General features: G+C 71.9%; 18 protein-coding genes. 13 read left to right on the forward strand and 5 right to left on the reverse strand.

Going from position 1 to position 22085, the window contains the following annotated elements; translation table 11 throughout:
* Window positions 1-15 precede the first annotated feature (15 nt).
* Window positions 16-1047 (reverse strand): adenosine deaminase, encoded by a 1032-nt coding sequence (locus OG462_RS31120; protein ID WP_406062654.1) that lies wholly within the window; start codon window positions 1045-1047, stop codon window positions 16-18.
* A gap of 75 nt (window positions 1048-1122) precedes the next feature.
* Between OG462_RS31120 and OG462_RS31125 the strand changes: the two genes are divergently transcribed.
* Complete coding sequence (locus tag OG462_RS31125; RefSeq protein ID WP_406062656.1) at window positions 1123-1821, forward strand: DUF4190 domain-containing protein; 699 nt, start codon at window positions 1123-1125, stop codon at window positions 1819-1821.
* 72 nt (window positions 1822-1893) lie between these two features.
* Here the strand turns inward: OG462_RS31125 and OG462_RS31130 are convergent, their stop codons facing one another.
* On the reverse strand, window positions 1894-2445 hold the full coding sequence (locus OG462_RS31130; protein WP_406062657.1) for an NADAR family protein: 552 nt from the start codon (window positions 2443-2445) through the stop codon (window positions 1894-1896).
* 175 nt (window positions 2446-2620) lie between these two features.
* Here OG462_RS31130 and OG462_RS31135 point away from each other — a divergent pair, with 175 nt between their 5' ends.
* From OG462_RS31135 to OG462_RS31170, 8 genes are all read left to right on the forward strand, one after another.
* A complete protein-coding gene (locus OG462_RS31135) occupies window positions 2621-4135 on the forward strand; it encodes a gamma-aminobutyraldehyde dehydrogenase (RefSeq protein WP_406062658.1) in 1515 nt (504 codons plus the stop codon).
* Between the two features lie 49 nt (window positions 4136-4184).
* The gene (locus OG462_RS31140) at window positions 4185-5432 is read left to right on the forward strand and encodes a PotD/PotF family extracellular solute-binding protein (RefSeq protein ID WP_406062660.1); all 1248 of its coding nucleotides are present in this window, start codon (window positions 4185-4187) and stop codon (window positions 5430-5432) included.
* A gap of 44 nt (window positions 5433-5476) precedes the next feature.
* Window positions 5477-6625 (forward strand): ABC transporter ATP-binding protein, encoded by a 1149-nt coding sequence (locus OG462_RS31145; protein WP_406053812.1) that lies wholly within the window; start codon window positions 5477-5479, stop codon window positions 6623-6625.
* Window positions 6622-7557, forward strand: a complete 936-nt coding sequence (locus OG462_RS31150; protein ID WP_406053810.1) for an ABC transporter permease — start codon at window positions 6622-6624, stop codon at window positions 7555-7557. The genes OG462_RS31145 and OG462_RS31150 overlap by 4 nt, the downstream gene beginning before the upstream one ends.
* On the forward strand, window positions 7557-8351 hold the full coding sequence (locus OG462_RS31155; RefSeq protein ID WP_406062662.1) for an ABC transporter permease: 795 nt from the start codon (window positions 7557-7559) through the stop codon (window positions 8349-8351). The genes OG462_RS31150 and OG462_RS31155 overlap by 1 nt, the downstream gene beginning before the upstream one ends.
* Before the next feature lie 37 nt (window positions 8352-8388).
* Window positions 8389-9807, forward strand: a complete 1419-nt coding sequence (locus OG462_RS31160) for an NAD(P)/FAD-dependent oxidoreductase (RefSeq protein WP_406062664.1) — start codon at window positions 8389-8391, stop codon at window positions 9805-9807.
* A 114-nt stretch (window positions 9808-9921) separates the two neighbouring features.
* Window positions 9922-10392, forward strand: a complete 471-nt coding sequence (locus OG462_RS31165) for a hypothetical protein (RefSeq protein ID WP_406062666.1) — start codon at window positions 9922-9924, stop codon at window positions 10390-10392.
* Between the two features lie 165 nt (window positions 10393-10557).
* Complete coding sequence (locus OG462_RS31170) at window positions 10558-12360, forward strand: chitinase (protein WP_406062668.1); 1803 nt, start codon at window positions 10558-10560, stop codon at window positions 12358-12360.
* Here the strand turns inward: OG462_RS31170 and OG462_RS31175 are convergent.
* Entirely contained in the window at window positions 12326-13060 is a 735-nt protein-coding gene (locus OG462_RS31175) for a phosphatase PAP2 family protein (RefSeq protein ID WP_406062670.1), read from the reverse strand. The genes OG462_RS31170 and OG462_RS31175 overlap by 35 nt on opposite strands.
* A 100-nt stretch (window positions 13061-13160) precedes the next feature.
* Window positions 13161-14495, reverse strand: a complete 1335-nt coding sequence (gabT, locus tag OG462_RS31180; RefSeq protein ID WP_406062672.1) for a 4-aminobutyrate--2-oxoglutarate transaminase — start codon at window positions 14493-14495, stop codon at window positions 13161-13163.
* A 280-nt stretch (window positions 14496-14775) separates the two neighbouring features.
* Between gabT and OG462_RS31185 the strand changes: the two genes are divergently transcribed.
* Entirely contained in the window at window positions 14776-17304 is a 2529-nt protein-coding gene (locus OG462_RS31185; protein ID WP_406062673.1) for an ATP/GTP-binding protein, read from the forward strand.
* Between the two features lie 221 nt (window positions 17305-17525).
* On the forward strand, window positions 17526-19082 hold the full coding sequence (locus OG462_RS31190; RefSeq protein WP_406062675.1) for a PucR family transcriptional regulator: 1557 nt from the start codon (window positions 17526-17528) through the stop codon (window positions 19080-19082).
* Window positions 19083-19204: 122 nt separating this feature from the next.
* Here the strand turns inward: OG462_RS31190 and OG462_RS31195 are convergent, their stop codons facing one another.
* Entirely contained in the window at window positions 19205-19423 is a 219-nt protein-coding gene (locus OG462_RS31195; RefSeq protein ID WP_406062676.1) for a hypothetical protein, read from the reverse strand.
* A 165-nt stretch (window positions 19424-19588) separates the two neighbouring features.
* Between OG462_RS31195 and OG462_RS31200 the strand changes: the two genes are divergently transcribed.
* Together OG462_RS31200 and OG462_RS31205 are read left to right on the forward strand one after the other, a co-directional pair.
* Window positions 19589-20566: an EamA family transporter gene (locus OG462_RS31200; protein ID WP_406062678.1), complete on the forward strand. Its 978-nt coding sequence runs from the start codon at window positions 19589-19591 to the stop codon at window positions 20564-20566.
* Window positions 20567-20623: 57 nt separating this feature from the next.
* The gene (locus OG462_RS31205; RefSeq protein WP_406062680.1) at window positions 20624-21970 is read left to right on the forward strand and encodes a PQQ-binding-like beta-propeller repeat protein; all 1347 of its coding nucleotides are present in this window, start codon (window positions 20624-20626) and stop codon (window positions 21968-21970) included.
* The last annotated feature ends 115 nt before the right edge of the window (window positions 21971-22085 follow it).

Genomic DNA, 22085 nt, shown 5'->3' on the forward strand with positions numbered 1-22085 from the left:
CCATTCTCGCCGTCGTCAGCGCGCGAGCCAGTTGTCGGTGTACGTGTCGATCTCGGCGGCGATCCGGGTCTTCCCGGCCGGGTCGAGGAACGAGGCCTCCACCGCGTTCTTCGCGAGGGCGGCGACACCGCGCTCGTCGAGGCCGAGGAGCCGGGCGGCGACCGCGTACTCGTTGTTGAGGTCGGTGCCGAACATCGGCGGGTCGTCGCTGTTGATCGTGACGAGGACGCCGGCGTCCACCATCTGCCGGAGCGGGTGCTCGTCCAGGGTGGCGACGGCCCGGGTGGCGATGTTCGAGGTCGGGCAGACCTCCAGGGCGATGCGGTGCTCCGCCAGGTGGGCCAGGAGCGCCGGGTCCTGGACCGAGCTGGTGCCGTGGCCGATGCGCTCGGCGCCCAGGTCGTTGATCGCGTCCCAGATCGTCTGCGGGCCGGTCGTCTCGCCCGCGTGCGGGACGGAGTGCAGGCCGGCCGCCCGCGCGCGGTCGAAGAACGGCTTGAACTGCGGGCGCGGCACGCCGATCTCCGGGCCGCCGAGGCCGAAGGAGACCAGGCCCTCGGGGCGCAGCCCCTCGGTGGTGGCGAGGCGGGCGGTCTCCTCGGCGGAGACCAGGCCGGCCTCGCCGGGGATGTCGAAGCACCAGCGCAGGACGGTGCCGAACTCGGCCTCGGCCGCCTTGCGGGCGTCCTCGATGGCCGCCATGAAGGCGCGCTCGTCGATGCCCCGGCGGGTGGAGGAGTAGGGGGTGATGGTCAGCTCGGCGTACCGGATGTTCTGCCGGGCCATGTCACGGGCGACCTCGAAGGTCAGCAGCCGGACGTCCTCGGGGGTGCGGACCAGGTCGACGACCGAGAGGTAGACGTCGATGAAGTGCGCGAAGTCGGTGAACGAGAAGTAGTCGGTCAGCGCCTCCGGGTCCGTGGGGACCTTGGAGTCGGGGTGCCGGGCGGCGAGCTCGGCGACGATCCGGGGCGAGGCGGAGCCGACGTGGTGGACGTGCAGCTCGGCCTTGGGCAGGCCCGCGATGAAGGGATGGAGATCGGTCATCCCGTCATCGTAGGCCGGACGGTTCCCCCTCAGGGGTGAGGCCGTAGCATGGCGGGACCATGATGGGGGAGGCCCATGTCTGACAACCGAGACCAGTCGCGGGGTGGATACGACCCGACGGACCCGTGGGCTCCGCCGAACCGCGACGGGGTGGAACTGAGCAAGCCGGCGACTCCGTCGCCCTCGCCGGTGCACGACCAGCAGACCGTCACGTCCGTGCCGCTCGCGTCGCCCGGCCCCGGCGAGGTACCGCCGCCGCCGGTCGCACCCGGCGGGCCCGCGGCCACGCCCGGCGCGTACGGCTACCCGGCCGCGGACACCTCCGGCGGGTACGGGTACCCGGCGGCCGCGACGCCGCCGGCCGCGGCGGGCTCCGGGTACGGCTACCCCGGCTACCCGTCGTACAGCGGCGGCAGCGGCTACGGCGGCCAGCCCGGCTGGCAGCAGCCCCCGTCCAACGGCATGGGTACGACCTCGATGGTGCTCGGCATCATCGCGGTGGTGGGCTTCTGCATGTACGGCCTGGGCGTGGTCCTCGGTGTGCTGGCGCTGATCTTCGGCATCATCGGCCTGAAGAAGGCGGGCCGGGGCGAGGCGACCAACCGGGGCATGGCGATCGCGGGCGTCGTGCTCGGCATCATCGGCACCCTGATCAGCGCCGTCTTCCTGGGCTTCGTCATCTGGGCGGTCACCCAGGACCCGTCGACCTTCGACGACTCCGGCTACGACGAGGACCCGTTCGCGTCGAGCCTGGTGGTCGAGAGCGGCCGCTGAGCCGCCTCTGCACGGCCGAAGGGCCCCGCACCTCATGAGGTGCGGGGCCCTTCGCCGTCTCGCCGTCGCTTCTCACGCGCCCCGGAGCAGCCGCTCGCGGGCCTCCATCAGGGCGAAGCCCAGGAGGTTGTCGCCGCGCCAGCGCGCGGGGTCGTGGGCGCGGGGGTCGTCGGCCGCCAGGCCGATGCCCCAGACGCGGTCCAGCGGGCTCGCCTCCACCAGGACCCGGCCCGCCGTGCCCAGGAGATAGCCGAGCAGGGCCTGGTCCGAGGAGAACTTGTGGACGCTGCCCTCGACGACGATCCCGAAGCGCTCCCGCGCCCACACCGCCTCGTCGAAGCCCCGTACGAGCCGGCCCGCGTTCTTGGCCTCCGCCGGGGTACGGGCGGACAGCGCGGCCCGCTCCGCCTCGGCGTCCTCGAAGAGGCGGGCCTTGGCCGCCATCATCCAGTGCTCGGCGGTCGCGTACGACACGCCGGCGACCACGAAGGGTGCCGGCCACCACTGGCTCAGACAGCTCGCCGAGAGGCGTCCGTCCGGCTGCGGACGGTGGCCCCAGAAGTGCAGCCACTTCACCCGGTCACCCCTGTTGACCTGCTGTGTCAGTTCCTCGACCGTGCTCATGCACGCGAGTGTGGCATCCGCCACGGACACTTAGTACGGAGATATTCCGGCCGCCTCGACACATGGTCGACCGATTCCGTCGCGTAACCAAAAGGCAACAACGGAATCACTTGTTGGGCCATCGTCCCTCTGTCAGGATCGGCACTCAAATCGAGCTGGAACAACGGAGAGCGTCATGGGCAACCGCTTCCAGGTGACGGACCGCTTCGCGGCCGGCGCACAGTACATCGGCGGGCGGCTCCGCGCCGGAACCTCCGGTCAGGAACACAGCGTGATCGATCCGGCGACCGGGGAGAGCGTGTACACCTACACGCTCGCCTCCACCGCCGACGTGGACGAGGCCGTCGCCGCCGCCAAGGCGGCCTTCCCCGGCTGGGCGGCCGCCTCCCCGGGCGAGCGCTCCGACGCTCTGCACCGCTTCGCCGGCGTCCTCGCCGAGTGGGCGGAGGACCTCGCGCGCGTCGAGTCCCTCCAGTGCGGCAAGCCGCTCAAGCTCACCACCGAGTTCGACGTACCCGGCACCGTCGACAACACCGCGTTCTTCGCGGGGGCAGCCCGTCACCTCCAGGGCCAGTCCGCCGCCGAGTACAGCGGCGACCACACCTCGTACATCCGCCGCGAACCCATCGGGGTCGTCGGCTCCATCGCGCCCTGGAACTACCCGCTCCAGATGGCCGCCTGGAAGATCCTCCCGGCCATCGCCGCCGGCAACACGATCGTCCTCAAGCCCGCCGAACTCACCCCGCTGACCTCCCTGATGTTCGCGCAGGCGGCCAAGGAGGCCGGCATCCCCGACGGTGTCGTCAACATCGTCAACGGCGCGGGGCGGACCGTCGGCGAACACCTCGTCGGCCACCCCGACGTCGTCATGACCTCCTTCACCGGCTCCACCCCCGTCGGCAGGCGGGTCGCCGAGATCGCCACCGCCACCGTGAAGCGCCTCCACCTCGAACTCGGTGGCAAGGCCCCCTTCGTGGTCTTCGACGACGCCGATCTGGAGGCCGCCGCCCACGGCGCCGTCGCCGCCTCCCTCATCAACAGCGGCCAGGACTGCACCGCCGCCACGCGCGCGTACGTCCAGCGCCCGCTCTTCGACGCCTTCGTCGCGCGCGTGGCCGAGTTGATGGAGACCGTACGGCTCGGCGACCCGTTCGACCCGGCCACCGACCTCGGCCCGCTCGTCAGCCACCGCCACCGTGACGGCGTCGCCGCCTTCGTGGAGCGCGCCCGCGGCTACGCCACCGTCGTCACCGGCGGCGAAGCCCCTGGTGGAGGCCTCAAGGACGGTGCGTACTATCGTCCGACCCTGATCACCGGCGCCGCGCAGGACAGTGAGGTCGTGCAGTCGGAGATCTTCGGCCCGGTCCTGGTGGCCCTGCCCTTCGACAGCGACGACGAGGGCATCCGGCTCGCCAACGACACCCCGTACGGCCTGGCCGCCTCGGCCTGGAGCCGGGACGTCTACCGGGCCAACCGCGCCACCCGGGAGATCAAGGCCGGCTGTGTCTGGGTCAACGACCACATCCCGATCATCAGCGAGATGCCCCACGGCGGCACCAAGGCATCGGGGTACGGGAAGGACATGTCGGCGTACTCCTTCGAGGAGTACACGCAGGTCAAGCACGTGATGTTCGACAACACCGCGGTCGCCGCGAAGGACTGGCACCGCACGATCTTCGGGGACCGATAGCAATTCGCCGCCCGACCGGCGGCCCACCCATCCCGAAAGGGCACAGCGCATGGAGCAGTACGAGCCCGACAGCCTGTCCGCCGCGCAGACCGCGGCGATACGTCGCAGCCTGACGAGCGGCCGGGGAGCCCTCACCCGCCGTTCGATGCTGCGCGCGGGCGGTGTCGGCGCGCTCACCGTCGGCGGCCTCGCGTCGTTGAGCGCCTGTGGCATCCCGCCGGCCAAGCGGGAGGGCCAGGGCCCCGCCTCCACCGACGCGTCGGCCACGGAGAAGACCCTCGCCTTCTCCAACTGGACCGAGTACATGGACGTCGGCGAGGACGAGAAGTCCCGCCCGACCCTGGAGGCGTTCGCGAAGCGCACCGGGATCAAGGTCAAGTACACCGAGGACATCAACGACAACGTCGAGTTCTTCGGCAAGATCAAGCCGCAGCTCGCGGCCGGTCAGGACACCGGCCGCGACCTGATCTGCGTCACCGACTGGCTCGCCGCCCGGATGATCCGGCTCGGCTGGGTGCAGAAGCTCGACCCCGCGAACCTGCCCAACGCGTACGCGAACCTCTCCGCGCAGTTCCGGCGCCCCGACTGGGACCCGGGCCGCTCCTACTCGTACCCGTGGACGGGCATCTCCACCGTCATCGCGTACAACTCCAAGGCCACCGGCGGCAAGAAGGTCGACTCGGTCACCCAGCTCCTGGACGACCCCGCGCTCAAGGGCCGCGTCGGCTTCCTCACCGAGATGCGCGACTCCGTCGGCATGACGCTGCTCGACCTCGGCAAGGATCCGGGCGACTTCACCGACGCCGACTACGACGCGGCGATCGGGCGCCTCCAGAAGGGCGTCGACAAGAAGCAGATCCGCCGCTTCACCGGCAACGACTACACCTCCGACCTGGACAAGGGCGACATCGCCGCCTGCCTCGCCTGGGCCGGCGACATCATCCAGCTCCAGGCGGACAACCCGGACATCAAGTTCTCCATCCCGTCCGCCGGTTACATCACCTCCAGCGACAACCTGCTCGTCCCCGCCCAGGCCCGGCACAAGACCAACGCCGAGAAGTTCATCGACTACTACTACGAGCTTCCCGTCGCCGCCCAGCTCGCCGCGTACATCAACTACGTCTGCCCCGTCGACGGGGTGAAGGACGAGCTCGCCAGGATCGACCCCGAACTCGCGAACAACACGCTGATCCTCCCGGACAAGGCCATGGCCAAGAAGTCGCACGCCTTCCGCTCGCTCACCAGCGCGGAGGAGACGGCGTACGAGGAGAAGTTCGCCAAGCTCATCGGCGCCTGAGGCCCCCGTCGTCCACCTCTCTCACTCCCCTGGGACCACAACCCATGACTGACAAGAACACCGGCGGCGACGTCCGTCTCACCGGGATCAGCAAGTCGTACGGCTCCTTCACCGCCGTCCACCCGCTCGACCTGACCGTCCCGCAGGGCTCCTTCTTCGCCCTCCTCGGCGCCTCGGGCTGCGGCAAGACCACCACGCTGCGGATGATCGCCGGCCTGGAGGACCCCAGCACGGGCACCGTCTTCCTCGGCGACAAGGACGTCACCGACCTCCCGCCGTACAAGCGGCCGGTCAACACCGTCTTCCAGTCCTACGCGCTCTTCCCGCACATGGACATCACCGAGAACATCGCCTTCGGCCTGCGCCGCCGCGGCATCAAGTCGGTGAAGAAGCAGGTCGACGACATGCTGGAACTCGTCCAGCTCGGCGACAAGGCCCGGCACAAGCCGCACCAGCTCTCCGGCGGCCAGCAGCAGCGCGTCGCCGTCGCCCGCGCGCTCATCAACCACCCGCAGGTGCTGCTCCTCGACGAGCCGCTCGGCGCCCTCGACCTCAAGCTGCGCCGCCAGATGCAGCTGGAGCTCAAGCGGATCCAGACCGAGGTCGGCATCACCTTCGTGCACGTCACCCACGACCAGGAGGAGGCCATGACGATGGCCGACCAGGTCGCGGTGATGAACGGCGGCCGCGTCGAGCAGCTCGGCAACCCGGCGGACCTGTACGAGAACCCGCAGACCACGTTCGTCGCCAACTTCCTCGGCACCTCCAACCTCATCGAGGCGGAGGTCCTGGAGACCGGTACCGACGTCCTCGTCACGGCCGGCGGCGGCAAGCTCCGTGTCCCCGGCGACCGCTGTACCTCCGCCGTCCGCCAGGGCGGCAAGGTGCTCGTGGGCATCCGCCCGGAGAAGATCTCGCTCGCGCACGCCGACGACGCGGGTTCGATCGCCGACGGCCGCAACCGGGTCACCGGCCGGATCGTCGACTCCTCCTTCATCGGCGTCTCCACCCAGTACGTGGTGAACTCGCCGGCGGGCGCGGAGCTCCAGGTGTACGAGCAGAACATCGAGCGCGACACCCGCCTGGTCCCCGGCGCGGAGGTCGTCCTGCACTGGAACCCGGCGCACACGTTCGGGCTCGACGCCGCCCAGGACATCGACGCCGGCGTGGAGACGGTGGAGGACGCCGGATGACTACGTCCACGCTCACGAAGGAGGAGGCGCCGCAGCCGGTCGAGGAACCGGTTCTGCGCAAGCCCTCCACCCGCAAGCGGCTCGTCCCCTACTGGCTGCTGCTGCCCGGCATCATCTGGCTGCTCGTCTTCTTCGCGCTGCCGATGGTCTACCAGGCCTCGACCTCGGTCCAGACGGGCTCGCTCGAAGCCGGCTTCAAGGTCACCTGGCACTTCCAGACCTACTGGGACGCCTTCCAGGAGTACTGGCCGCAGTTCATACGCTCCCTGCTGTACGCCGGGACCGCGACCCTGCTCTGCCTGCTGCTCGGCTACCCGCTCGCGTATCTGATCGCGTTCAAGGCCGGCCGCTGGCGCAACCTGCTCCTCGTCCTCGTCATCGCGCCCTTCTTCACCAGCTTCCTCATCCGGACGCTGGCCTGGAAGACGATCCTCGCCGACGACAGCCTGGTCGTCGACGCGCTCAACGCGCTCCACGTCCTCGACGTGACCAGCTGGATCGGCTGGACCGAGGGCGACCGCGTCCTCGCCACCCCGATGGCGGTCGTCTGCGGTCTCACGTACAACTTCCTGCCCTTCATGATCCTGCCCCTCTACACCTCCCTGGAGCGGATCGACGGCCGGCTGCACGAGGCCGCGCAGGACCTGTACGCCTCCCCGGCGACCACCTTCCGCAAGGTGACCTTCCCGCTGTCGATGCCCGGCGTCGTCTCCGGCACCCTGCTCACCTTCATCCCGGCGAGCGGCGACTACGTCAACGCCGAACTGCTCGGCTCGACCGACACCAAGATGGTCGGCAACGTCATCCAGTCGCAGTTCCTGCGGGTCCTCGACTACCCGACGGCCGCCGCACTCTCCTTCATCCTCATGGCGATCGTGCTGGCCATGGTCACCGTCTACATCCGCCGAGCGGGAACGGAGGACCTGGTCTGATGCGTTGGATCCGTCGGAACCTCGTCGTCATCGCGGGCCTGCTGACGCTCGCCTACATGATCCTGCCGAACCTCGTGGTGATGGCGTTCTCCTTCAACAGGCCGAAGGGACGCTTCAACTACTCCTGGCAGGAGTTCTCGCTCGACGCCTGGAAGGACCCCTGCGGCGTCGCCGACATGTGCGAGTCGCTCTCGCTCTCGCTCCAGCTCGCCGCCTGGGCGACGGTCGGCGCGGTCGTCCTCGGCACGATGATCGCCTTCGCGCTCGTCCGCTACCGCTTCCGGGCCCGAGGCGCGATCAACTCGCTGATCTTCCTGCCGATGGCCATGCCCGAGGTCGTCATGGCCGCCTCGCTGCTCACCCTCTTCCTCAACATGGGCATCGAGCTCGGCTTCTGGACGGTCCTGATCGCCCACATCATGTTCTGTCTGTCGTTCGTCGTGACGGCGGTCAAGGCCCGGGTCATGTCCATGGACCCGCGCCTGGAGGAAGCGGCTCGCGACCTCTACGCGGGACCCACGCAGACCTTCCTGCGCGTGACCCTGCCGATCGCCGCGCCCGGCATCGCCGCCGGCGCCCTGCTCGCCTTCGCGCTCTCGTTCGACGACTTCATCATCACCAACTTCAACGCGGGCTCCACCGTCACCTTCCCCATGTTCGTCTGGGGCTCGGCACAGCGAGGAACCCCCGTTCAGATCAACGTCATCGGCACCGCGATGTTCGTTCTCGCGGTACTGGTGGTCATGGCCGGGCAAATCATTACGAACCGGCGCAAGAAAACAGCAACAGCCTGAGCAGAACGCAGCTCAGGCACCGAAGGAGTTGGAAACCATGGCCCCAGTCGCCATGCGTCTCGCTGCACAATCTCTCTCCGACGCCCAGCCCGTCCCCTTCTGGCTGGAAGACCCCGGCAAGCCCGGCGCCCTGCCCGCCCTCACCGGCACCGAGAAGTGCGATCTTCTCGTCGTCGGCGGCGGCTACAGCGGACTGTGGACCGCGCTCCTCGCCAAGGAGCGCGACCCCGCCCGGGATGTCGTACTGATCGAAGGCCGCGAGGTGGGCTGGGCCGCCTCGGGCCGCAACGGAGGCTTCTGCGCCGCCTCCCTCACCCACGGCTTCGGCAACGGGCTCGCCCGCTGGCCGGGCGAGCTGCCGAAGCTGGAGGAGCTCGGCGAGCGCAACCTCGACGGCATCGAGGACGCGGTCGCCCGCTACTCCCTGGACTGCGACTTCGAGCGCACCGGCGAGATCGACGTCGCCACCGAGCCGTACCAGGTCGAGGAACTCCACGAGATGTACGAGGAGATCGACCGGCTCGGTCTCGCGGACGGCCTCGAACTCCTCGACCGGGACGCGGTCCGCGCCGAGGTCGACTCGCCGACCTTCCTCGGCGGGCTCTGGGACCGCCGCGGCGTCGCCATGCTCAACCCCGCCAAGCTGGCCTGGGGCCTGAAGCGGGCCTGCCTGGACCTCGGCGTCCGCATCTTCGAGAACACCCCCGGTCTCGAACTGGTCTCCGTCGGCGCGGGCATGGGCGTACGCACCCCGTACGGCCGGGTCGTCGCCCGCCGGGTCGCCCTCGGCACCAACGTCTTCCCGTCGCTCGTCAAGCGCGTCCGCTCGTACACCGTCCCGGTCTACGACTACGCCCTGATGACCGAGCCGCTCAGCCCCGAGCAGCTCGCCTCCGTCGGCTGGAAGAACCGGCAGGGACTCGGCGACTCCGCCAACCAGTTCCACTACTTCCGGATCACCGCCGACCACCGCATCCTGTGGGGCGGCTACGACGCGATCTACCCCTTCGGCGGCAGGATCAACGCCGAGATGGACCACCGCCCGGAGACGTACCTCAAGCTCGCCGAGCACTTCTTCCGCTGCTTCCCGCAGCTGGAAGGGCTCCGCTTCAGCCATGCCTGGGGCGGCGCGATCGACACCTGCTCCCGCTTCTCGGCCTTCTTCGGTACGGCGTACCAGGGCAAGGTGGCGTACGCGGCCGGGTTCACGGGGCTCGGCGTCGGCGCCACCCGCTTCGGCGGCGACGTGATGCTCGACCTGCTGGCGGGGGAGCGGACCGAGCGCACCGACCTCGAGATGGTCCGCCGCAAGCCGCTGCCCTTCCCGCCCGAGCCGATCGCCTGGGCCGGCATCGGCATCACCAAGTGGGCGATGGCGCGCGCCGACGAGAACGGCGGCCGCCGCAATCTGTGGCTCAAGGCGATGGACCGGATGGGCCTCGGCTTCGACAGCTGACCATGATGTGTGACCTACATCACAACTGATGGGTAGCTGAAACCGCGTAAGAGCAGCCGCCCGAATCGCTCTCTCCGTACGGACACCGTGTCCACACGGAAGGAGACCGTTGCGATGACTGGTTCGGGGGCCTCGGGCGCCAAGGGCGCGGTGGAGTGGCTGGTTTCGGTCGCGCCCGATCCCGACGCCTGCCGGTGGGAGTGGGAGCGCAACCCCCATGGGGTCGCGCTGCTGCCCGCCGGCAGGCGCTGGGACGTCCTGATCCTGCCGGCGGAACTCGGCTATCCCACGCTCGACGTCCTGACCCGCCTGGTGGACCGGCCGGGCCCGGTCCTCGCCGACTTCGGCGACGCCCGGATGGGCTTCTTCGTCCCGCCCGGCACCGCGACCCGATGGCTCGGCACCGGGGTGCGCGGCGCGGGCGCCGGGACCTGGATCGTGGTCCCGTACCCGGGCCGGGCGACCGGCGGCGTGCGCTGGCTGGTGGCACCGGACGGCGCGGGCACCCTCACCGACGCCTCGCTCCTGGAGCTGGCGATGCACGAGGCGGCGGGGCAGATCGGGCGGGCGGGAGGGGCGCCGTAGCCGGGGTGGCCCGCGCGGGCCGGGCCGGAGGGGTGTGGTCCGTACGGTGGGCGGATCGTTTCGTCCGCCGTGCGGACGCTGGGAACAGAGGTCTTGACCACTCGATTGGTCTGGACCATGCTGTGGCGCGCTCCCACCTCGATTCCCCCACCCCCGGAGGCAGTTGTGGACCGCGCCAGACCCCTCACCCTGCTCCTCGCAGGCGTCCTAGCCGCCGGAGGGCTCGCCGCACTCGGCCCCGCCGCCCAGGCCGCCGACGCCGAACTCGCCCGCAACGGCGGCTTCGAGGCCGGCCTCGACGGCTGGACCTGCACGGCGGGCAGCGGCGCCGCCGTCTCCTCGCCCGTCCGCAGCGGTACGAAGGCACTCCAGGCGACCCCCGCCGGCAGCGACAACGCCCGCTGCTCCCAGACCGTCACGGTGAAGCCCAACTCCTCGTACACGCTCAGCGGTTGGGTGCGCGGCAGCTACGTCTACCTCGGCGCCTCCGGTACGGGCACCACCGATGTCTCCACCTGGACCGGCTCCGCGCCCGACTGGCAGCGGCTCGCGACCTCGTTCACGACGGGCGCCTCGACCACCTCGGTCACGATCTACACCCACGGCTGGTACGGCACGCCCGCCTACCAGGCCGACGACCTCTCCCTCTTCGGCCCCGGCGGCGACCCGGTGCAGCTCCCGGCCGCCCCCACCGGCCTCGCGGCGGGCTCCCCGACCTCCACCTCCGTGCCGCTGACCTGGTCCGCGGTCTCCGGCGCCACCTCGTACAACGTCTATCGGGGCGCCACCAAGGTCCAGACGGTCACCGGCACCTCGGCCACCGTCACCGGACTCACCGCCTCCACCGCGTACACCTTCCAGGTCAGCGCCGTGAACAGCGCCGGCGAATCACCCAAGTCGGCCACCGTGAGCGCGACGACGACCAGCGGCGGCGGGGGCGGCACCCCCGGCCTGCCCGCGCACGCCCTCGTCGGCTACCTCCACGCCAGCTTCGCCAACGGCTCCGGCTACACCCGGATGGCCGACGTCCCCGCCTCGTGGGACGTCATCAACCTGGCCTTCGGCGAACCGACCTCGGTGACCTCCGGCGACATCCGCTTCAGCCTGTGCCCGGCGACGGAGTGCCCGAACGTCGAGTCGGTCGCGGACTTCAAGGCGGCCATCAAGGCCAAGCAGGCCGCCGGCAAGAAGGTCCTCATCTCCATCGGCGGCCAGAACGGCCAGGTGCAGCTCTCCACCACCGCCGCCCGTGACGCGTTCGTCTCCTCCGTCTCGAAGATCATCGACGAGTACGGTCTCGACGGCCTCGACATCGACTTCGAGGGCCACTCGCTGTCGCTCCAGACCGGCGACACCGACTTCCGGAGCCCGACGAGCCCGGTCACCGTCAACCTGATCCAGGCGGTCAAGACCCTCAAGGCCAAGTACGGCCAGAACTTCGTCCTGACGATGGCCCCGGAGACCTTCTTCGTCCAGCTCGGCTACCAGTACTACGGCTCCGGCCCCTGGGGCGGCCAGGATCCGCGCGCCGGCGCCTACCTGCCGGTCATCCACGCCCTGCGCGACGACCTCACCCTGCTGCACGTCCAGGACTACAACTCGGGCTCCATCATGGGCCTGGACAACCAGTACCACTCGATGGGCGGCGCCGACTTCCACATCGCGATGACCGACATGCTGCTCACCGGCTTCCCGGTCGCGGGCAACACCGACCGCGTCTTCCCGGCCCTCCGCCCCGACCAGGTCGCGATCGGCCTCCCGGCCTCCACCCAGGCGGGCAACGGCCACACGGCCCCGGCCGAGGTGAACAAGGCCCTGGACTGCCTGACGAAGAAGGTCAACTGCGGCACGTACCAGACCCACGGCACCTGGCCCGCCCTGCGCGGCCTGATGACCTGGTCGATCAACTGGGACCGCTACAACCAGTGGCAGTTCAGCCAGAACTTCGACGCGTACAACTGGAGCTGACGGCCAGTACGAGGAGCGAAAGGCAGAGGCTGGCCAGCACATCCAGGGGCCAGTGGAAGCCGCGCAGGACCAGCCCGGTCCCCGTCACCGCCGTCAGCACGGCGGCGACGGGGATCAGGCGGTTCGAGACGAGGAAGGCGGCGCCGAAGTAGGCGACCGCCGCCGTGGCCGTGTGACCCGAGGGGTAGTAGCCGTGGGCCCAGGGTTCCAGCGGGCCGGGGCGGTCCGTCCACTCCTTGAGGGGGACGACGAGGAGCGGCACGGCGACCATCGCGAGGCCCGCGTACAGGGCGGCGAGCCGTCGGCCGCGCCACACCGCGTACGCCATCGCGCAGGCGAGGACGGGGAGGGCGACGGTCATGTCGCCGAGGTCGGAAGCGAGTTCGGAGAGGGGCCGGGGGGCCGTGTCCACCAGGGCCCGGGACACCCGCTCGTCGAGCCTGGCCAAGGGGCCGTGGACGAGCACCTGCCAGGTCACGACGGCGAGGGCGACGAGCGCCGAGAAGAGAGCCGGCCGCCCTGGAACAGGGGGGGTGGTTCCAGGGCGGCCGAGGGGATCGGATCGCCGCACGCCCCGGGGGGTGTGGGGCGGGCGGCTGTCCGATCGGTGAGGAGTTCCGGAGCACGAGGCTCCAGGGGTGTGCGCGACGGCACGGTGTGGGCGGGGCTGGGGAGGCTCCGCCCGGGGTGTTTCTCTCATCTGCAGAAACCGTACGTCAGAGAAGAGGGGACCGACAGCCGGAAACACGTCCCGCCATCGGCCCCCCACAGAGTCTTCACACGGAGTGTCAGATCTGCGATCAGATCTGGGCGAACGCGTTCTCGAGGACGTCGAGGCCCTCGTTCAGCAGGTCCTCGCCGATGACCAGCGGCGGCAGGAAGCGCAGCACGTTGCCGTAGGTGCCACAGGTCAGGACCAGCACGCCCTCGGCGTGGCAGGCCTTCGCCAGGGCGCCGGCGGCGTCCGCGAACGGCTCCTTGGTCGCCGGGTCCTTCACCAGCTCGATGGCGATCATGCCGCCGCGGCCGCGGATGTCACCGATGACCGGGAACTTCTCCTGCATGGCCGTGAGGCGGGTCTTCATGACCTCCTCGATGCGCTTGGCCTTGCCGTTGAGGTCGAGCTCCTTCATCGTCTCGATGGAACCGAGCGCACCGGCGCAGGCCACCGGGTTGCCGCCGTAGGTGCCGCCCAGACCGCCGCCGTGGACGGAGTCCATGATCTCGGCGCGGCCGGTGACGGCGGCGAGCGGCAGACCGCCCGCGATGCCCTTGGCGGTGGTGATGAGGTCCGGGACGATGCCCTCGTCCTCGCACGCGAACCACTGGCCGGTACGGCAGAAGCCGGACTGGATCTCGTCGGCCACGAAGACGATGCCGTTGTCGTTGGCGAACTTCACGATCGCCGGCAGGAAGCCCTTGGCCGGCTCGATGAAGCCGCCCTCGCCGAGGACCGGCTCGATGATGATCGCGGCGACGTTGTCGGCGCCGATCTGCTTGGTGATGTTGTCGATCGCCTGGGCGGCGGCCTCGGGGCCGCAGTTCTCGGCACCGGTGGGCCAGCGGTAGCCGTAGGCCACCGGCACGCGGTAGACCTCGGGCGCGAACGGACCGAAGCCCTGCTTGTACGGCATGTTCTTCGAGGTCAGCGCCATCGTCAGGTTCGTACGGCCGTGGTAGCCGTGGTCGAAGACGACGACGGCCTGGCGCTTGGTGTACGAGCGGGCGATCTTGACGGCGTTCTCGACGGCCTCGGCGCCCGAGTTGAACAGCGCGGACTTCTTGGCGTGGTCGCCCGGGGTCAGCTCGGCGAGCGCCTCACAGACCTCCACGTACCCCTCGTACGGCGTCACCATGAAACAGGTGTGGGTGAAGTCCTGCAGCTGCGCGGAGGCGCGGCGCACGACGGCCTCGGCGGAGGCGCCGACCGAGGTCACGGCGATGCCGGAGCCGAAGTCGATCAGGCGGTTGCCGTCGACGTCCTCGATGATGCCGCCACCGGCCCGCTTGGTGAAGACGGGGAGCGTGGAGCCCACGCCACCGGCGACCGTGTCGAGGCGGCGGGCCTGAAGCTCCTGCGACTTCGGACCGGGGATGGCGGTGACGATGCGCCGCTCCTGCGGGACAGCGTTCATGCGGGGCTCCTGGGGGTGTTCTGGACGCACTTGCGGGTTTCCTCCGCAGGCTAGGCGCGGGGGAGGGGCGGGGGCATGCGCCGATCGGGAGTGGTGGGGGGAGTGTCGTTGTCCGGGATGGATATGACGGGGTCCGGTTCCGTGCGCCGGGGGCGTCGTGCCGACGCGTCCGCGGGTACGCGGGCACACGGGTGGGTGAAACCCCTCCGGGGCGTCTCCGGGCCACTAGATTGACGGTGGCACAGAGACGGCGACCTGGCTGGTCAGGGGGCAGGGGTTCATGGAGACCGACGGCACGTACGAGTCGCGCGACCCGTTCGGCGGTGCGGCACCACCCCCACAGCGACGGGTCCCCCCGCCGGTGCCGCGCCCCGCGGGTCCGCCGTTGCCCGGTCCGTCGGCCACCGGTTCACCGTCGGCCGGTTCGTCGGCCACCGGTTCACCTTCACCCGGTCCGTCGGCCACCGGCCTCCCGCCCGTGCCGCCCGTCCCGGCCCATACGCCGACGATGCCGGCCGCCCCGCCGCGGCCCGACGGCGCCCCCGGCGTGCGCCACCCCGTCGTCGACTGGCTGGACGCCCCGCGGCCCAAGGCCGGTCTCGGCATCTGGCGGTTCCGGCACGTCCCGCCGCCGCCCGGCGGGCCCGCGCGGCTCGCACCCGCCACCGTCGTCGGGATGCTGATCCCGGTCGCCGTCGGCCTGCTCATCTGGTCGGCCTACCGCCGCGGCACGCTCCCGTACATGTACGTCGTGCTCCAGACCCTCACCCCCGGCGACTGGTGGTACCACGGCACCACCGCGCCACGGGACTGGCACGGGCTCGCCGCGCACAACGTCTTCGGCGGTGTCGTCTTCGTCGGGCTCCTCTGCGCGATCGCCGCGCTCGGATCCTGGGGCAAGATCGTCCGCCATTACCTCGGCCGGTTCCGCGCGCCCGTCCGCGCCGCGCTCGCGGGCGCCGGCGCCCTGATCGCCCTGGCGTTCGTCTGGCCGGAGGCCTTCGGGCTCGGCTGGGACCCGCTTCCCGTCGCCCTGCCCGTCCTCTCCCTCGTCTCCCTCGTCGGCGGCGGCTACGACGTCCTCGAATCCCCGTTCCTCGTCTATCCGCTGTACGCGCTCATCACCGCGCTCGTGGTGTGGCCCTTCGCCCGCGTCGGCGAGTGGAACAGCCTCTTCCGTGCCTGGCGCGCCCGCTCCGCCGCCGGCGCCACCGCCCCGGCCCCCGACGCCGCATCGGGCGTCCCCCGCTCCCAGTGGCCCGAACTGCGGGACGCGGGCCAGCACCGGGCCGCCGAGCTGCTCGTCGGCGAACTGGCCACCGGCCGGATGAACGACGTCGACTGCGCCCGCGTCCGCCGCGCCTGGCGGGACACCGACCGGGACGCCGGACGCCGCGCCGCCCTCGTCAGGGCGCTGACCGACCAGGGCGCGGCCGCGGGCGCCCACCCGTCCGGCGACCGCGACCTGCCCCACCGCTCGGCCACCCACGACCTGCTCGTGGACCAGGTCCGGATCGGCCGGTACGCGTCCGCCGAGCGGACCCCGCCCGCGTACCACGGCGCCGGGCTGGCACTCGATCCCGGACTCCTCGGCACCTCCCTCCTCGCGGTCGGGCCCTCCGGCGCCGGCAAGACCCGCGCCCTCGTCGCCCCCGTCGTCGAGGCCCTCACCCTCCAGGCGCTCACCGGCACCTGCGCGGTCGTCGCCGTGGGCGGCGCCTCGGCCCCGCTCGGTGCCGACGAGGCGTACGACGTCGTGGTCCGGCTCGGCGACCCCGGCTCCCGCTACGACCTCGACCTGTACGCCGGGTCCACCGACCCGGACGAGGCCGCCGCCTTCCTCGCCGAGGGGCTCGTCGGCGACCTGGAGGGGGTGGAGACCCGGCGCGCCGCCACCGTCCTCGCGCAGCTCATCGGCCCGTACCGGACCGCGTACGGACACTTCCCGCTCGTTCCGGTCCTGCGGGAGCTGCTCGAAGCCCGCTCCGAGACCCTCCGGGCCCTGCTCGACCTGCTGCCCGCCGACGGCGCGCAGGCCATGCGCCGCGAGCTGGACTCCCGGATGCGCCAGGTCGGCACGGCGACCGACCTGGGTCCCGTGCTCGCCGACCGGCTCGCCGCCCTCGACCGGCCCGTCTTCGCCGAGTTCTTCGGCGGCGGCCGGGAGGTGCGGCCCTTCTCCCTGGCGGCCGTCGCCCAGCACCCGATGCGGGTGCGGATCAGCCTGCCGGAGGGCGGACACGAGGAGGCCGCGCGGCTGCTGAACCGGCTGCTCCTCGCCCAGTTCCAGTCCGTCACCCGCGACCGCTCAGGGCGCGGGCACACCGCCTTTCTGGTGCTCGACGACGCGGCCAGCGCGCTCACCCCCGGGACCGTACGGGCCCTCCAGCGGCTGCGCCCGCAGAAGGCGGCCGTCGTCCTCGCCCTCCGTACCCTCGCGGAAGTCCCCGAGACGCTCCACGGGCCGCTGCTCGCGGTGGTCGGCTGCCGGATGGCGTTCTCCGGCCTGCCCACCTGGGACGGCCGGGCCTTCGCCGAGGCGTGGGGCACCGAACGCGTGGAGACCACGGAGGTCGCCCACCACACCGTCTTCGCCGATCAGCCGATGACCCGGGCCTTCCACGCGCTGCGCAAACTCGTCACCGGCAAGGCCGTGACCACCGAGGCCGTCACCGTACGAGAGGTGGAGCGGCAGCGCTGGTCGGCCTCCGACCTCGCCCACGCCGTTCCGCCGGGGCACGCCGTCCTCTCCCTCACCCATGTGCGCGGCGAGCACACCCCGCCGCTGCTCGTGGAGCTGCGCGGCTGAGCGGGCTGGTCCCGGTCGGTCCGGGCGACCGACGCGGCGGGTCCCGGTCGGTCCGCGCGGCTGACGCGGCGGGCCGGCTCCCGGTCGGTCCGCGCGGCTGACGCGGCGGGCCGGCTCCCGGTCGGTCCGCGCGGCTGAGCGGGCATCGGCGTGCCCTGGCACAATCGGGGGCGCCGCTCGGCTGAGCGGCGCCCCCTCGCTCAAAGGTCCGACGGTCCCCAATGCCGCCCACCCTCGCCTCGCTCGTCCAGCACTCCTCCCTGAAGCTCGTCGTCCGGGCCGGTGAGGACCGCCTGGACACGCCTGTTCGCTGGGCGCACGTCAGCGAGCTCGCCGACCCCGTCCCGTACATGGAGGGCGGCGAACTCCTCCTCACCACCGCGCTCACCCTCGACGCGGAGAACCTGGAGGCGATGCGCCGCTACGTGCGGCGGCTGCTCGGCGCGGGGGTCGTCGGGCTCGGCTTCGCCGTGGGCGTCAACTACGAGGAGATTCCGTCGGCCCTGCTCGACGCGGCCCGCGACGAGCATCTGCCCCTCCTCGAAGTACCGCGCCGGACCCCGTTCCTCGCCATCAGCAAGGCCGTTTCGGCGGCCATCTCCGCCGACCAGTACCGGGCCGTCACCGCAGGCTTCGAGGCGCAGCGCGAGCTGACCCGCGCCGCTCTCGCCGAAGGCCCCGAGGCCGTCGTCGCCCGGCTCGCCGCGCACGTCGACGGCTGGGCCGCGCTCTACGACACCTCCGGCACCGTCGTCGCCGTCTCGCCCGACTGGGCGGCGCGCCGGGCCGCCCGCCTCACCCCCGACGTCGAGCGGCTGCGCGACCGGCCCGCGCCCGCCAGCGCCGTCGTCGGCGGTACGGACGACCGCGTCGAACTCCAGTCGCTCGGCACCGGTCGCCGCGTCCGGGGCGCCCTCGCGGTCGGTACGGGCGCGCCGCTCGGGACGGCCGAGCGGTACGCGGTGCACTCGGCGATCGCCCTGCTCACCCTCACGACGGAGCGTTCGCGTTCGCTCCAGGCGGCCGAACAGCGGCTCGGCGCCGCGGTCCTGAAGATGATGCTCGCGGGTCAGCCGGACCACGCGCGCGCGGTGGCCGGTGATGTGTACGGCGGGCTGCTCGACGCCCCCTTCCGGCTCCTCGTCGCGGAACCCGCCGGGGGCGACCCGACCGGCGAACCGGCGCTGCCGGTGCTCGCCGAGGCCCTGGAGGCGGCGGCCGCACGCGCGGGCGAGGCGGTGCTCACCGTCCCCGAGAGCGAGCAGCGGCTGGTCGTCCTCGCCGGGGACGGCGGCGCGGTCGTCGCCGCCTGCGAGGCGTACGCGGAGCGGGACGCGGAGGACGCCGGCGTGACCATCGGGCTCTCGGCCCCGGCCGGCCCGATCCTGGCCGCCGCGGCCTACAAGCAGGCCGAACAGGCGCTCTCGGTGGCGAGGCGGCGGGGGAAGGCGCTGGTCGAGCACGAGGACCTGGCGGCGGGCTCGGTCCTCCCGCTCCTCGCCGACGACGCCGTCCGCGCCTTCGCCGACGGGATGCTCCGCGCGCTCCGGGACCACGACGCGACGGGCCGCGGCGACCTGGTCGCCTCCCTGCGGGCGTGGCTCTCCCGGCACGGCCAGTGGGACGCGGCGGCGGCCGACCTGGGCGTCCACCGGCACACCCTGCGCTACCGGATGCGGCGGGTGGAGGAGATCCTCGGCCGCTCGCTCGACGACCCGGACGTACGGATGGAGCTGTGGCTGGCGCTGAAGGCGACGGGGGAGGGCGCCGGGGAGTAGGGCGGGTGGTCGTCCGCCTCCCTGGTGGCGCCGCCTCGGCGGCGGGGCCGCGCGGCTGCGTCCCGGGTTGTCGCCCCCGCTGTCTCCCAGGGGCTGTCCGTCCCTGATCGACAAGACACCCCCTAGTCGCCGCCGCCCCCGCCGCCCCCGTTGTCCCAGCTGTCGCCCCCGCCGCTCCCCACGCTCCGCCGTCGGTTGGTGCCGCGCAGCACGCTCCCGATCGCCAGGGTCACGGCGGCGATCGCCCGCACCCATCGGGGCCCGCCACGGGCGGCCCACACCACGCAGACGCAGCCTCCGACGGCGAGCACCAGGACGCCGGTCAAAGCGAGCACCATCATGCGAGTCCCCCTGTATGTCGTCTCCCTCCACCGCTTCCGCGGTGGGTCCGGACATCCTGCCATTCCCCGGGAACGGTCTTCACGCCTCCGTATATCCGCTCCCGCCTGCCCGAATGCGGGCAATTTTCTTGGTCATCGGGCCTCTGACTCCCTACTCTCCTGCTCATGACAAGCCCCGCCGTCGATCCGGCCCCCGAGGCGCCCCAGGCCGCCTCCGAGCTCCGTACCCCCGCCACCACCCCCGCCGTCCCCACCCGCCGGATCACCGGGGCCGTCTGGGCCGCGCTCGGCATCGTGTACGTCGTGTGGGGATCCACCTACCTCGGCATCCGGATCGCCGTCGAGACGATGCCGCCGTTCCTCTCCGCCGGCACCCGCTTCGTCACCGCCGGTCTGCTCCTGGCCGGGATCATCGCCTGGCGCCAGGGCCCCGCGGCCCTCAAGGTCACCCGCCGGCAGCTCGGTTCGGCCGTGCTCGTCGGCCTGCTCCTGATCCTCGGCGGCAACGGCCTCGTCGTCCTCGCCGAGACCTCCATCCCCTCCGGTCTGGCCGCCCTGCTCATCTCCGTCGTCCCGGCCTGGGTCGTGGTCCTCAAGGCCGCCACCGGTCAGCGGCCGACCGTCAGCGGGCTCGCCGGAGTACTCCTGGGCCTCGCGGGGCTCGCCGTGCTCACCCTGCCCGGGCTCAGCGGTGACGTGAAGGTCGCCGGGGTCGTCCTCGTCGTGGTCGCGACCCTGCTGTGGTCCGTCGGGTCGTTCTCCTCCGCGCGCCTCCCGATGCCCGCGAACCCCTTCACGGCCAGTGCGTACGAGATGATCGCGGGCGGCGTCGGCGGCCTCGCCCTCGGCCTGGTGCGGGGCGAGCAGCACGGCCTCGACCTGGCCGACATCTCGACCCGCTCCTGGGCCGCGCTCGCCTATCTGATCGTCTTCGGCTCGCTGATCGCCTTCACCGCGTACGCCTGGCTCCTCCAGGCCGCACCCCTCTCGCTCGTCGCCACCTACGCGTACGTGAACCCCGTCGTCGCGGTGGCCCTCGGCGCCCTGGTCCTGAACGAGGCCCTGTCGTGGCCCATCGTCCTCGGCGGCGCGATCGTCGTCGGCGGAGTCTGTCTGATCGTCTCGACCGAGCGGCGCGGCTGATCAACTGCCGTCTAGGCTCGGGTCCTTCGACGTTTCGAGCCAGGGGTGGGGATCCGTATGGCAGTGCGCACGACCGACAGCGGCGGGAACGGCCGCCGGAGATCGGGGCGGCTCGGCCCCGTGCTCGGGATCGGCGGTCTGCTCCTCGTCGTGCTCGGGCTCGCCAGCGCCTGCTCCGCCTCCTCGGGGGGCCTGCTGCCGGGCGGCTCCATGCGGCTCGCCTGGGACGTCCCGTTCGACGACAGCGCCAGGGAGTACGGCAACGGCGACTGGCTCGTCGGCGACACCGTCGTCCGCAGCCGGTACGACGCGGTCACCGCCTTCGACGCCGGGTCGGGGAAGCAGCGCTGGGAGTACGTCCCGCCCGGCCGGGAGGCCGTCTGTGCCGTCAGCCGCCGCGCGGACCGCTCCGTCGTCCTGATCGCCCGCGGGGCGGTGGGGCCGGGCGGGGGCTGTGCCACCGTCGCCGCGCTCGACCTCACGAACGGCCGCGAACTCTGGCACACCCGCCGCACCCCGGCCGACCGGACCGACTCGCTCACCGACCTCGTGGCCACCGGCGGCGGGCTCGCCGTCCTCCGCGACGGCTACGACGACTGGGCGTACCGGACGTACGAGAAACGGCGTGTCCTGCCCGGGTCGGAGGCCCTGCGCGCCTTCGACCTGCGGACGGGCGCCCCGCGCTGGAAGGCCGCGGTTCCGCACGGCTGCGTGCCCGAGCGGGTCGCCGCCGCCGAACGGCAGGTCGTCGCCGTGCTCGCCTGCGACCGCACCGAACTGAAGCTCGCGGCCTTCGCCCCGGCCGACGGCAAGGAGCGGTGGACCGTGCCCCTCGGGGGCCGGCCGACCCCCGGCACGGACGCGGACGTCACGCTGCTGTCCGCCGACCCACTGGTGGTGCAGGTGGGCGGAACGGTGCACGGCTCGGCGGGCGCCTACCTCGCCTTCGGCGAGGACGGCCGTGCCCTGGGCCGGATCGAGGCCACCGGCGACCACGGCACGATCCCGACGCACAAACCGGCCCAGGTGGCCGTCGCCGACGGGCGGCTCCACGCCGTCGCCGAGGGCAAGGACGGCAGGCAGTACCGGGACCGGGTGGTCACCTTCGACCTCGCGACCGGCCACGAGGTCTGGCGGGAGATGGTGCCCGCGACGAGCAAGCTCCTCGCGCTCGACGCGACGGGCGGCCGGGTGACGGCCCTCGCCGACCGCGGCTCCAGGAACGACGGCCTGGAGGAGCTGTTCGTCCTCGACGCCGCCACGGGCGACGAACAGGACCGGCGCACCTTCGACGCCGATGTGGACAAGAAGCAGGGCGAGCTCGCGGACCTGCTCACCCACCGGGGTCTGGTCATCGCCGTACGGTCGGGTGCGCAACCTTTCTCGGCGTACGAGCGCGGGTGACCGACGGGGCCGGCGCCTCCTGATCCGAGGCGACGTCCCCGCTGTCCGAGGCAACGTCCCCGCTGCCCGAAGCGACGTCCCCGCTTCGGCCAATTCGGACAGGGATCCGGGCCCA

The sequence above is a fragment of the Streptomyces sp. NBC_01077 genome (genome assembly GCF_045162855.1).
Taxonomy (GTDB): Bacteria; Actinomycetota; Actinomycetes; order Streptomycetales; family Streptomycetaceae; genus Streptomyces.

Excerpts from the sequence above, each read along its gene's own strand:
- OG462_RS31125 (WP_406062656.1), top strand. The coding sequence starts at position 1,123 with ATGTCTGACAACCGAGACCAGTCGCGGGGTGGATACGACCCGACGGAC.
- OG462_RS31190 (WP_406062675.1), top strand. The coding sequence starts at position 17,526 with ATGCCGCCCACCCTCGCCTCGCTCGTCCAGCACTCCTCCCTGAAGCTC.
- OG462_RS31150 (WP_406053810.1), top strand. The coding sequence starts at position 6,622 with ATGACTACGTCCACGCTCACGAAGGAGGAGGCGCCGCAGCCGGTCGAG.
- OG462_RS31145 (WP_406053812.1), top strand. The coding sequence starts at position 5,477 with ATGACTGACAAGAACACCGGCGGCGACGTCCGTCTCACCGGGATCAGC.
- OG462_RS31130 (WP_406062657.1), bottom strand. The coding sequence starts at position 2,445 with ATGAGCACGGTCGAGGAACTGACACAGCAGGTCAACAGGGGTGACCGG.
- OG462_RS31120 (WP_406062654.1), bottom strand. The coding sequence starts at position 1,047 with ATGACCGATCTCCATCCCTTCATCGCGGGCCTGCCCAAGGCCGAGCTG.
- OG462_RS31155 (WP_406062662.1), top strand. The coding sequence starts at position 7,557 with ATGCGTTGGATCCGTCGGAACCTCGTCGTCATCGCGGGCCTGCTGACG.
- OG462_RS31200 (WP_406062678.1), top strand. The coding sequence starts at position 19,589 with ATGACAAGCCCCGCCGTCGATCCGGCCCCCGAGGCGCCCCAGGCCGCC.
- gabT (WP_406062672.1), bottom strand. The coding sequence starts at position 14,495 with ATGAACGCTGTCCCGCAGGAGCGGCGCATCGTCACCGCCATCCCCGGT.
- OG462_RS31165 (WP_406062666.1), top strand. The coding sequence starts at position 9,922 with ATGACTGGTTCGGGGGCCTCGGGCGCCAAGGGCGCGGTGGAGTGGCTG.
- OG462_RS31135 (WP_406062658.1), top strand. The coding sequence starts at position 2,621 with ATGGGCAACCGCTTCCAGGTGACGGACCGCTTCGCGGCCGGCGCACAG.
- OG462_RS31140 (WP_406062660.1), top strand. The coding sequence starts at position 4,185 with ATGGAGCAGTACGAGCCCGACAGCCTGTCCGCCGCGCAGACCGCGGCG.
- OG462_RS31185 (WP_406062673.1), top strand. The coding sequence starts at position 14,776 with ATGGAGACCGACGGCACGTACGAGTCGCGCGACCCGTTCGGCGGTGCG.
- OG462_RS31175 (WP_406062670.1), bottom strand. The coding sequence starts at position 13,060 with ATGAGAGAAACACCCCGGGCGGAGCCTCCCCAGCCCCGCCCACACCGT.
- OG462_RS31195 (WP_406062676.1), bottom strand. The coding sequence starts at position 19,423 with ATGATGGTGCTCGCTTTGACCGGCGTCCTGGTGCTCGCCGTCGGAGGC.
- OG462_RS31205 (WP_406062680.1), top strand. The coding sequence starts at position 20,624 with ATGGCAGTGCGCACGACCGACAGCGGCGGGAACGGCCGCCGGAGATCG.
- OG462_RS31160 (WP_406062664.1), top strand. The coding sequence starts at position 8,389 with ATGGCCCCAGTCGCCATGCGTCTCGCTGCACAATCTCTCTCCGACGCC.